Origin of the sequence: Ruoffia sp. FAM 24228, assembly GCF_045528575.1 — a bacterium.
Classification (GTDB): domain Bacteria; phylum Bacillota; class Bacilli; order Lactobacillales; family Aerococcaceae; genus Ruoffia; species Ruoffia halotolerans.
Window position 1 is genome coordinate 1 of the sequence record NZ_JBGQQZ010000071.1, and the last position, 12332, is coordinate 12332.

Genomic DNA, 12332 nt, shown 5'->3' on the forward strand with positions numbered 1-12332 from the left:
GTGTCATCGATTGCACACAAACGGAACACGATTCCACGGAAATCCTTACACTACCGAACACCGTTGGAAGTATTTTTGAGTTACTTAGATGAAGCAGTTTTGTCTAGCTTAATTTGACAAATCAAAGAATATAATACGAGAAAAATTTTTTAAGCATTGTATAACTCCTCTGACATAAAATCTTAACCCATTCTACCTGAATTCAATTGGCTTTTCAAAGTTAAAAAATTAAAAAGCATGGCTCTGAATTAATTCAAAGACCATGCATTAATATTTAAACTTTCTTATCTTTAGCTTACTTTTTCTTTCTTGATGAAACCACTAACCAAATCCCAGCAACAACTGCAATTGCTGCAATTAAGATAAATATCCAACTATTAGACTCACCTGTGTTAGGTAAAGTTGACATTGCTTGGACTTTAGTAGGAACAAAAAGTAATATAGTTAATATTAAGCTAAATAAAGTTTCTTTTTTCATAAATTTACCCCTCATCTTTAAGAAATGGATCACACTATAATAATTATATGTAATATGCTTAAAATAAGCCAGTGATATTCCCTTCCTTATCGACATCAATACTTTCTGCAGACGGTTTTTTTGGTAAACCTGGCATAGTCATAATCGTTCCAGTGATTGCAACGATAAAGCCTGCACCAGCTGAAAGTCGAAGTTCTTTGATCTTAATATCAAAATCCGTCGGTGCGCCAATTAATGATGCTGTGTCTGAAAGTGAATATTGAGTTTTAGCCATACATACTGGAAGCTTACCAAATCCAGCTTGTTCAATTTTTTTTAACTGTTTCATCGCTTTATTTGTGTAGGTTGCGCCCTTGCCTCCGTATACTTTTTGAACTACATGATTGATTTTATCCATTAAAGTCGTATCTAAGTCATAGGCAAATGTCATGTTTGTCTTATTCTCACAAGCTTCAACAACTAATTGAGCTAAGTCTGTCGCGCCTTTACCACCTTGTTCCCAGACTTTCGCTACAGATGCTTTAATACCCCATTCTTGGCAAGCATCCAATATAACTTGAACTTCTGCATCTGTGTCGGTGAAAAAGTGATTAATTCCGACGACTGTATTTAGATTAAAGACATCTTTCATTGTTTGAATATGATGTTTTAAGTTCACTAGTCCTTTTTTTACTGCGATGACATTTTCCTCATTCAGATGCTGTTTTAATACACCGCCATGCATTTTCAGAGCCTTAACAGTTGCTACAACAACGACTGCATCAGGTGCAAGCTCCGCTGTACGGCATTTGATATCAATGAATTTCTCGCCACCAAGATCTGCACCAAAACCGGCTTCAGTTACAGCATAATCTCCATAATGTAAAGCGTGTTTTGTTGCTAATATACTATTACAACCATGAGCTATATTAGCAAAAGGTCCACCATGAATAAACGCTGGGGTATTCTCTAGTGTTTGAACTAAATTTGGTTTAAAGGCATCGACTAATAACGCCGTAACTGCTCCAGAACCTTTTAAGTCATCGACAGTTACAGGTAGGTTATCATGAGTATAAGCCACAATGATTCGGCTGATTCTCTCTTTCAAATCTATTAAATCTTCAGATAAACAAAAGATGGCCATAATCTCTGAAGCCACTGTTATATCATAGCCATCTTCTCGTGGAACCCCATTAGTTGAGCCATTTAATCCATTAACTATATGACGGAGTTGACGATCATTCATATCTACGACACGTTTCCAAGGAATCTTTCTCGTATCAATATTCAAAGAGTTTCCATGATGAATATGATTATCTAATAATGCAGAGATTAAGTTATGTGCTGAAGAAATTGCATGGAAATCACCTGTAAAATGCAGATTAATATCTTCCATCGGAACTACCTGCGCGTAACCGCCTCCTGCTGCCCCACCTTTCATCCCAAAGACAGGTCCTAGGGAAGGTTCTCTTAGTGCCAGGACTGATTTCTTACCGATCTGAGCTAGACCATCAGCTAAGCCTACAGACATAGTTGTCTTCCCTTCACCTGCAGGTGTTGGCGATATAGCTGTAACCAAAACGAGTTTTCCTTTATTTTTTTCAAATTCTTCTTTATTCATATTCACATCAATTTTGGCTTTATAATGTCCATAAGGTATAAACTCTTTCTTGGATATACCTAATTTTTTGGCAATTTCATTTATTGGTTTTTTATCAGATTGCTTTGCGATATCTATATCTGTTAATTGACTCAAATAATCACTCCTAAATTCGTAGTTTTAATTAGTTTAGTATATCATAGAAAAACGTTATCAATTGCTTATAACCAATGAACTTATACTAATTATACTCAATCATTCGTTTATTCAATATAAAATAATAGTTTCTTAAATTATCATTTTATATTGAACGCTAGTTTAATCCTTATTCACGCAATTTGGGCAAAAAAATAGACAACCCGTTAAGGAAGTCTACTTTAAAAATATATTAATCTTCGTCCATAGAAAGTACTGCCATGAAAGCTTCTTGTGGTATTTCCACACTACCGACAGACTTCATACGTTTCTTACCTTCTTTTTGTTTCTCTAATAGTTTTTTACGACGAGAAACGTCTCCACCATATAATTTGGCAGTTACATCTTTACGGTAAGCTTTAATTGTCGTACGCGCAATAACCTTATTACCAATAGTCGCTTGTACCGGAATTTCAAACATCTGACGAGGTATGATTTCCTTCAATTTACTTGCTAACTCTTTTCCACGGTTGAAAGCAAAGTCACGGTGAACAATCGTACTAAAGGCATCAATAATTTCTCCATTAAGAAGAATATCAAGCTTCACTAAGTTTGATTGTTTGTAACCAATCACTTCATATTCTAACGACGCATAACCTTTAGTATTTGATTTTAATTTATCAAAGAAATCAAAGATGATTTCAGCCATTGGCATTTCGTATACAACGTTAACACGATACTCATCAAGATAATCCATTGTTAGGAAGTTACCACGTTTACGTTCACAAAGATCCATTACCGCTCCAACATAATCATTTGGTACCATGATCGTTGATTTAACGTAAGGTTCTAAGATTTTATCAACTTCTGTGTTATCTGGCATCATAGATGGGTTATCCACGATGATTGTCTCACCGTCTGTTTTGACCACTTCATAGATTACTGAAGGTGCAGTCATAATCAAATCTAAGCCAAATTCACGTTCTAAACGTTCTTGAATTACATCCATATGTAATAAGCCTAGGAACCCTGTTCTGTAACCAAAACCTAACGCTTGAGACGTTTCAGGTTCAAATTGCAGTGCCGCATCGTTTAATTGTAATCTTTCAAGCGATTCTCTTAAATCATTATAGTCACTTGAATCAACTGGATATAAACCAGCATAAACCATTGGATTTAATTTACGGTATCCTGGCAATGCTTCTTCCGTTGGATTGTTAGCTAATGTGATGGTATCACCAACACGGGTATCTTGAATTGTTTTGATGTTCGCTGTGACATAACCAACATCCCCGGCCATTAAGAAATCACGTTGAATTGGTGATGGTGAGAATATTCCTACTTCAACAACTTCGAATTCTTTCCCGTTGCTCATTAATTTCATCCGATCACCCGGGCGCAATACACCTTCCATGACACGAATGTTTAAAACAACACCACGGTAACTGTCATAGGCCGAATCGAAGATTAATGCTTTAAGCGGTGCATCCACATCACCTTGTGGTTCTGGAACTTTCTCAACAATTTGTTCTAAAATATCTTCAATACCAATTCCAGATTTTGCACTTGCGTGAACTGCTTCAGATGCATCAATACCAATAATATCTTCAATTTCAAGTTGAACACGTTCGGGATCTGCTGCAGGTAAATCAATTTTATTAATTACAGGTAAAATTTCTAAATCATTGTCTAAGGCTAGGTAAACATTCGCCAATGTTTGAGCTTCTATCCCTTGAGCTGCATCGACAACTAATAAAGCACCCTCACAGGCTGCTAATGAACGAGAAACTTCATATGTAAAATCGACGTGACCAGGTGTATCAATTAAATGGAAGATATAATCTTCGCCATCTTTTGCTTTATATGTTAATTCAATCGCATTTAATTTGATTGTTATTCCACGCTCACGCTCAAGATCCATTGAATCCAATAATTGAGCTTGCATATCACGGTCAGCCACAGAATGGGTCTGTTGTAAAATACGGTCTGCTAAAGTCGATTTACCGTGGTCAATATGGGCAACAATCGAGAAATTTCTTATTCTTTTTTTTCTTTCTCTCATTTCATTTATATTCATAAATCCTTCACTTCCTTTATAGCCAAATGGCTTACCTACAAAAATACTCACACTTAATCATACCAAAAAACATTGAATATTGATAGGCTCCAGCTCTCTTTTTTTAATTAATTATCTAATCATAAAAATACAATTTAAAAGAGAAGTAAATCTTGTAATAGATATTCATTAATCTAAAATTAGTAAAAAAAAAAGGAGACAATTCAGGCACAATAACTAGCCTGAGTCGCCTCCTAATAATACTTACATTAAATTACTTATCGAACATGTCGCGCATTTTGTCAAAAAATCCACCTTCATTATTCGCACGAACCGCTTGACCAGATTCTTCAGCTAATCTTTGGAATAATTCGCGTTCTTTTTCTGACAATTTTGTAGGTGTTTTAACTGTCACTTTAACGTGTTGATCTCCCGTGAAGTTACCTCTTAGACTAGGTGCACCCTTACCTTTAAGTCGGAAACTTGTACCTGTTTGTGTACCACCAGGTACTTTTAATTTCACTTTTCCGTGAACAGTCGGTACAGTAATTTCATCACCTAAGGCAGCTTGAACGAATGAAATTGGTAATTCATAATAAATTTCAGTTCCGTCACGTTCATATTCCTCACTTGGTTGTACTCTAAAGACTACGTAAAGGTCTCCATAAGGTCCACCATTTTGACCAGCTTCTCCTTGTCCTGATAAACGAATTTGTTGGTCAGTTTCTACTCCGGCTGGAACAGTTACTTTAACTGAATGCTCTTTAGCTTCAATTCCTGCACCATGACACGTTTGACATTTCTCTTTAATTTCTTGGCCAGTTCCTGAACAAACATCACAAGCTCTTTGAGTCATAACACGACCAAATGGTGTGTTTTGCTCTACTTGAACAGCTCCAGATCCATGACATTTAGAACATGTTACTGGACTTGTTCCTGGTTTAGCACCTGAACCATGACACGTATGACATTCTTCATTACGGTTGTATTTAATTGTTGTTTCTTTTCCGAAGATTGCTTCTTCAAAAGTTAATGTCACACGGTATTGTAAGTCGCTTCCACGTGTTGGTGCGTTTGGACTTTGACGCGAAGCACCTGAGCCTCCGAAGAATTGTTCGAAGATATCTTCAAAGCCAAATCCTGCGCCACCATAACTTCCACCACCGAAGCCACCGCCAAATCCGCCACCAAAGTTCGGATCATTAGCCGCATGTCCATACTGATCATAAGCAGCACGTTTTTGCGAATCACTTAGTACTTCATATGCTTCAGAAACTTCTTTAAACTTATCTTCCGCGCCTTCTTCTTTATTAATATCTGGATGATATTTCTTTGATAATTTACGATAGGCTCTCTTTATCTCTGCATCAGATGCATCACGAGATACGCCAAGCACTTCATAATAATCACGTTTCTCTGCCATAATCTACCTCCTTCTTAAAATGATAGCAAGTCAGTTTATATAAAAAGCCAAGGGTATTGATGCCCTCGGCTAAAAATTAACATCATAATGTAATCATTTTATAAAAATTACTCTTCGTCGTCAACTTCCTCAAATTCAGCATCTACGACACCGTCATCTTCAGCTGTTTCACCAGAAGCATCTGCTTGAGCTTGTTGCTCAGCAGCTGCTTGCTCATAAAGTTTAACAGTTAAGTTTTGAACAACTTCGTTTAAAGCGTCGCGTTTTTCTTTCATTGCTTCTAAATCGTTCTCATCGATTGCTGCTTGTAACTCATCACGAGCTGCTTCCGCTTGTTTAACTTCTTCTTCAGATACTTTATCTTTTAAGTCTTCTAAAGTTTTGTTAGTTGTAAAGATTAATTGATCTACTTCATTACGTAAATCTGCTTCTTCACGACGTTGTTTATCTGATTCAGCGTTCGCTTCAGCATCTTTAACCATTTGATCAATTTCTTCATCTGAAAGACCTGAAGATGATTTGATTGTAATTGTTTGTTCTTTTTGAGTTCCTAAGTCTTTAGCACTTACGTTAACGATACCGTTTTTGTCAATATCGAATGAAACTTCAATTTGTGGAACACCACGTGGTGCTGCAGGAATATCTGTTAATTGGAATCTTCCTAAAGTTTTGTTGTCTTGAGCCATTTCACGCTCACCTTGTAATACATGTACATCTACTGCTGGTTGGTTATCTGCTGCTGTAGAGAATACTTGTGATTTACTTGTTGGAATAGTTGTATTACGATCGATTAATTTAGTGAAAATTCCACCCATTGTTTCGATACCTAATGATAATGGCGTTACGTCAAGTAATACGATATCTTTAACATCACCAGAGATAACTCCACCTTGAATTGCAGCACCCATTGCTACAACTTCGTCAGGGTTTACTGATTTATTAGGTTCTTTACCAGTTTCTTTACGTACTGCTTCAACTACTGCTGGAATACGAGTTGATCCACCAACTAAGATAACTTGGTCGATTTCGTTTTTGTCAACGCCAGCATCTTTTAATGCTTGTCGAACAGGGTTTTTAGTACGTTCTACTAATTCGTGTGTTAATTCGTCGAATTTAGCGCGACTTAAAGAAGTTTCTAAGTGTAACGGACCAGCATCTGATGCTGTGATGAATGGTAAGCTAATTTGTGTAGATGTTACACCTGATAAATCTTTTTTAGCTTTTTCAGCTGCGTCTTTAAGACGTTGTGCTGCCATTTTATCTTTAGTTAAGTCAATGCCGTTTTCTTTTTTGAATTCAGCTGCTAAGTATTCGATAATTTTGTCGTCAAAGTCATCTCCACCTAGGCTATTATCACCTGAAGTTGAAAGAACATCAAAGACTCCGTCTCCTAATTCAAGGATTGAAACGTCGAATGTTCCTCCCCCTAAGTCGAATACTAAGATTTTTTCTTCGCTATCAGTTTTATCTAATCCATATGCTAAAGCAGCTGCAGTTGGCTCGTTAACGATACGTTCAACTTCTAAACCAGCGATTTTACCAGCATCTTTAGTTGCTTGACGTTGTGAGTCGTTGAAGTATGCAGGTACTGTAATAACTGCTTTATCAACCTTTTCACCTAAGTAGTCTTCTGCATAACTTTTAATGTATTGTAATGTCATCGCAGAGATTTCTTGAGGAGTATATTCTTTATCTCCCATAGTTACTTTATAATTGTCACCCATGTGACGTTTAATTGAACTTACTGTATCTGGGTTTGTTACTGCTTGACGTTTAGCAACTTCCCCTACTTGAATTTCATCATTTTTTAAAGCTACAACAGATGGTGTTGTACGGTTACCTTCTGGATTTGGAATAATTTTAGCTTCTCCACCTTCAAGAACCGCTACAGCAGAGTTTGTTGTACCTAAGTCAATACCAATAATTTTAGCCATATTACATTTCTCCTTTTAATTTTATTCTGATACGATAACCATTGCCGGTCTAATGACACGATTATCAATTCGATATCCTTTTTGTAACACTTGAATCACATGATTACTTTCTTGTCCTTCTCCCGCAGGCATGACACTTACTGCTTGGTGGAAGCTTGGATCAAATTCTTCATTCAATGGATCAATTGTTTCAATTTTTTCTTTTTCAAACGCATTTTTGAATTGGTTATGAACCATTTCAACACCTTTTTTAAGTACTTCGCCATCTTCCGATGTCGTTTCCGTTTGTAGAGCTCTTTCTAAGTTATCAATAACTTCTAAGAGTGATGACGCTAAGTTTTGCGATCTAAATTTTGCTGCTTCAGATCTTTCTCTTGAATTAATACGACGCATATTAGCTATCTCAGCTTGTAGGCGTAATATCTTGTCATCTAGTTCTTCGTTTTCTTGTTTTAATTTATCTAATTCTGATACCTCTTGAGTTTCTTCTTCAGAAACTTCGGGTGTATCAGACGTTGTCTCTTCTGATGTCTCTGGTTCGATAATTTCTACAGACTCATCAACAACATTGTTATTTTTTTCGTTATCTGTCAATTGACACCCTCCTTCATTTATATTATTGAATCGATAATTTGTTAATCATCACTTCTAATAACGCAATTACTTTTTCATAGGACATTGTTGTAGGTCCAAGTAATCCTAATATTATTTTTTGGTTTTCATTGACAAACGATCCAGTAAGAAGATTAATATTCGCTAAGCTATCAGCTAAAAACTCATAACCAAACAAAATATTAATACCTTCTTCTTGTTCTTCAAGTAAATGATGCATTTCCCTTGAACCATCAATGAGTTCAAAGAGATTTTTCAATGCTTCTCTACTTGTTTGTCCATCGATTAAATCAAAGAGATTACTTTTCCCACTAATGTAATAGCGGTGTCCTTTTATGTGGTGCATTGATTTTTCAATCAACGGAGAGAAATCTAATTGATATCCTGTTAAACGTTGAGTTAATAAAGGTATTCCTAACTTCATTCTTTGATAGGCATCTTCAAGTACAACCCCTTTGAGTTCATCATTTATCATCTCAACTAACTTTGTAATATCATCTTTTGAAAGTGATACTTTTAATTCAATTTGCTCGCTTTCTATATTCCCCTTATCTGTCATAAGGATAGAAATATAACGCGTCCGATCAATTGGTACTAATTTAAATTCTTCGAAATAATGCGATTCTTTATTTTGCCCTAGTACCACTGCTGTAAAACCAGTCAATGAAACTAATATATCTGCACAAAGTTGTGTTAATTGTAACGGACTATAATGTTTCGCTTGAGTCAACTCTTCAAAATTAGCGTCATCATCAAGAAATGGTAATTCTTTGTCCTCCTGATGAATAATCCCATCAATATAATAACGATAACCATCAATAGATGGTATACGGCCACTAGAAGTATGTGGCTTCATTAGCAAGCCTTGCTGTTCTAACACGACCATATCATTACGTATTGTTGCAGGACTCACTTTTAAGTAACTCTCTCGAAGTAAAGTTTTTGAGCCAATGGGTTCTTCAAATTGTCTATAAAGTTGTATGATTAAATTAAGAACTTCTTGTTGCCTTGGTGTCAACATTTTCTCACCCCACTTATTAGCACTTAAGTTATCTGAGTGCTAACTGTTATTATAATACATCCTCCTAGGATAATTGTCAAGGGTTTTACAGAAATTAATCAAAAAAAATAGCACTCTTATATTAAGAGTGCTAGATTACTTCATTTTCTTCTATATTATGTGATTGGTCACGGTTAAACGTGAAGCCTTCACCTAGAACTTGCTGAATTCCCGTCACTGTTACAAAGGCATTTGAATCAATCTCATTTATGATTCTTTGGACTTTAATTAACTGAATTCGATTAATAACGACATATAGTACTTCTTTTTCAGCTTTAGAATAATATCCGTAACCTTTTAGTACTGTAATCCCACGGTCAACTCGCTTCATAATTTCTTCAGCAATTTCATCATGTTTATTTGATACAACCATGATCGCTTTCTTAGGATTATACCCCTCCATGACGAAGTTTAAAATCTTACTTGTAATATATAATGATATTAAAGTCAGTAAGCCTTTTTCTAAACCGATGACAATTGTTAGTGGAATGACAATCAAAACGTCAAGAATCAACAAAGCAATAGAAACTTGCAAGCCCAAATATTTATTAATGATTAAGGCAATAATATCAACGCCTGCTGTCGTCCCGTGTCCTAAAATAACAATTCCGATTCCCAATCCAATTAAAAATCCACTGGCTAATGGTCCTAATAATGAATTCGTTGGAATAAAACTAGGTAGGAATACGAATTCTAAGAATAATGACATGGATATAATTGCGACAATCGTATAAAAGATTGTCTCCTTTTCGAGAAACCTCCAACCGATCAACATAATAACCGCATTGATTATAAAGTTACTCAATGCAGGACTAATGTCAAATATATAGAACAATAAGAGTGTGATACCCGTTACGCCACCTTCACCAAGTTGGTTTGGAATGACTATTGAATTAACGGCGATTGAAAAGATAAATGTCCCGATTAACACAAGGGCTAGGTTTTTGATCACTGTTTTATACATCTCGACCACCACCTAGATTTTTGAAATAAAGACGGGTGTTATCTTCATCAATTTTCAATTGGTCGATCAATTCATCGACACTATTAAATTTATATTCTCCACGTAAATAATGATGCCATCTAACTCTGACTTTATCACCATAAATCATTTGATTAAAATCTAAAATGTAAACTTCGCACGTTAAATCATGATTATCGTAGAACGTAATATTATGACCAATAGATGCGCTACCTAGATGCCAAGTATCGCCTATCTTAATTTCAACGGCATAAACGCCTATTCCAGGAAGCAGTTGCGGATGTGGGACTTTGATATTAGCTGTTGGATATCCTAATGTACGTCCTACTTTTTCACCATGAATAACTGTACCGTATATTTCATAAATATAGCCCAAATCCTGGTTGGCTTGCTCCATATCGCCTTGGTAAACGAGTTCTTTAATTCGAGTCGTTGCTACTTTGGAAAAGTGTGATGCTAATTCCTCAACTTCAATGACATCAAAGCGCTCAGCAGCATGAATGGGTAAAGTTTGCATATTCGCGATGTCTTTTTTTCCATAAGTATAATCAAAACCTGCCACCGCAACTTCGGTATGCAAATCGACTAAGTACTTTTCAACGAATTCTTGCGGCGTTTGAGTACCAAAAGCGAATGTATATTCAACAATGTATAAAATTTCCACTTCAAATTCTTCCATTAGTTCCGCTTTTCGCTTATTCGTTGTTAAGTAATGAAATGAATCTAAATTAAGATCTTCATAAACTATTCTAGGATGTTGATTAAACGTCATTAGAGCTAGTTTAATTCCTCTTTTTTCTGCTTCTTCTCTTGCTCTTTTTATTACTTTTTGATGACCTAAATGAACGCCATCAAAAAATCCTAAAGTCATGACTACAGGTTCATTTGATATTTCTTTTGAATCGTAAGGATGACTTAAGTGTACTATCTTCATTTAGAATCTCCTTTCATTTAAACGAACATTTTGTATGGTTTTATATATAGTTCTTTTTCTGGATGCTGACGATAAAGCGCGATAATTTTATCATTATAATAGAAAGCGATTGGCTCTTGAAAATCCTGCTCAAAATCGCTTTTCAAGAGTACTTGTCCATTTTTTACCTTGTCATATAATTCATCGTCTAAATCAGTTTTGGGAACATGCTTCAATGCTGTCTCAATTGTAGCCACTTTATCATTGATTTCTTCATTATCTATTAACGTTTGTATTTCTTCAAGTGTATAGCTCTCAAAATCTGAAAAACCACTTGTTTCTAATCTTGTTAATTTCGACATATGTGCAGGATATCCCAACTTCTTCCCTAAATCGACAGCTAAAGTTCTAACGTAAGTTCCTTTGCCGCAATCTACTTTGAATTTCCATGATTGAGTACCACTTTCTTGATTATACACGGGTTGACCATCGCGTTCAAACGAATGGATGATCGTATTTCGGATTGGGCGTTCCACCTCTAAGCCTTCTCGAGCATACTCATATAATCTTCGACCATTCACTTTCACTGCTGAATACATCGGTGGTATTTGTTCAATGACACCTTCAAATGTTGACATTGCTTTATCGATTTCTTCAATTGAAACAGGCTGTACAACCGCTTTATGGTCAACAACTTCACCGTGGGCATCTTCGGTTTCTGTTGACATACCAAGGGTAATCTCTCCGTAATATACTTTAGGTGAGTCCATCAGCAATTCAACTAAGCGAGTTCCTTTTCCTAAACAAACTACTAGAACGCCATCTACTTCTGGATCGAGCGTTCCAGTATGTCCAATTTTTTTCATTTTTAACATTTTTCGCAATTTAAACACCACATCATGACTTGTCATGCCTCTAGGTTTCCAAACCGCTAAAATCCCATTTATCATAATTAACTCCTTATTATAAAATCTTTTCGACACTTGATTATATCAAATTTCCACCATAACCGCTATTCTATATGAATTGATTGGAAATCGAGTAGGAGACTAGCCATTATTTGACTAGTCGACCTCTCACACCACCGTGCGTACGGTTCCGTACACGGCGGTTCAATACCTTGCGTAAGCAGACTCTACCAATTCGCTTAGTGGAACTAA

The 12332-nt window shown here is 35.9% G+C and carries 10 protein-coding genes and 1 pseudogene; 1 reads left to right on the forward strand and 10 read right to left on the reverse strand.

Annotated features, from left to right (window positions below; all coding sequences use genetic code 11):
• Positions 1–117, forward strand: a pseudogene (locus tag ACEN33_RS10555) (IS30 family transposase); the annotation flags it as partial.
• 178 nt (positions 118–295) lie between these two features.
• On the opposite strand, the gene ACEN33_RS10560 reads toward ACEN33_RS10555, so the two are convergent.
• The 10 genes from ACEN33_RS10560 to truB form a co-directional block, all read right to left on the reverse strand.
• Positions 296–478 (reverse strand): LPXTG cell wall anchor domain-containing protein, encoded by a 183-nt coding sequence (locus ACEN33_RS10560; protein WP_407090846.1) that lies wholly within the window; start codon positions 476–478, stop codon positions 296–298.
• Positions 479–536: 58 nt separating this feature from the next.
• The gene (locus ACEN33_RS10565; RefSeq protein ID WP_407090847.1) at positions 537–2213 is read right to left on the reverse strand and encodes a formate--tetrahydrofolate ligase; all 1677 of its coding nucleotides are present in this window, start codon (positions 2211–2213) and stop codon (positions 537–539) included.
• Between the two features lie 232 nt (positions 2214–2445).
• The gene (gene lepA / locus ACEN33_RS10570; RefSeq protein WP_407095061.1) at positions 2446–4269 is read right to left on the reverse strand and encodes a translation elongation factor 4; all 1824 of its coding nucleotides are present in this window, start codon (positions 4267–4269) and stop codon (positions 2446–2448) included.
• Positions 4270–4522: 253 nt separating this feature from the next.
• Entirely contained in the window at positions 4523–5671 is a 1149-nt protein-coding gene (gene dnaJ / locus ACEN33_RS10575; RefSeq protein WP_407095063.1) for a molecular chaperone DnaJ, read from the reverse strand.
• Between the two features lie 107 nt (positions 5672–5778).
• Positions 5779–7605 carry a molecular chaperone DnaK gene (dnaK, locus tag ACEN33_RS10580; RefSeq protein ID WP_407095065.1) on the reverse strand — a complete coding sequence of 609 codons (1827 nt, stop codon included), beginning with the start codon at positions 7603–7605 and terminating at the stop codon, positions 5779–5781.
• 21 nt (positions 7606–7626) lie between these two features.
• Positions 7627–8199 carry a nucleotide exchange factor GrpE gene (gene grpE / locus ACEN33_RS10585; protein WP_407090851.1) on the reverse strand — a complete coding sequence of 191 codons (573 nt, stop codon included), beginning with the start codon at positions 8197–8199 and terminating at the stop codon, positions 7627–7629.
• A gap of 22 nt (positions 8200–8221) precedes the next feature.
• Positions 8222–9238 carry a heat-inducible transcriptional repressor HrcA gene (gene hrcA / locus ACEN33_RS10590; RefSeq protein ID WP_407090852.1) on the reverse strand — a complete coding sequence of 339 codons (1017 nt, stop codon included), beginning with the start codon at positions 9236–9238 and terminating at the stop codon, positions 8222–8224.
• A gap of 130 nt (positions 9239–9368) precedes the next feature.
• Positions 9369–10241 carry a YitT family protein gene (locus tag ACEN33_RS10595; protein WP_407090853.1) on the reverse strand — a complete coding sequence of 291 codons (873 nt, stop codon included), beginning with the start codon at positions 10239–10241 and terminating at the stop codon, positions 9369–9371.
• Positions 10234–11193, reverse strand: coding sequence for a riboflavin biosynthesis protein RibF (ribF, locus tag ACEN33_RS10600; protein ID WP_407090854.1), 960 nt, complete (start codon positions 11191–11193; stop codon positions 10234–10236). Before ribF ends, ACEN33_RS10595 begins: the two co-directional genes overlap by 8 nt.
• A gap of 17 nt (positions 11194–11210) precedes the next feature.
• The gene (gene truB, locus ACEN33_RS10605; RefSeq protein ID WP_407090855.1) at positions 11211–12119 is read right to left on the reverse strand and encodes a tRNA pseudouridine(55) synthase TruB; all 909 of its coding nucleotides are present in this window, start codon (positions 12117–12119) and stop codon (positions 11211–11213) included.
• Positions 12120–12332: the final 213 nt, after the last annotated feature.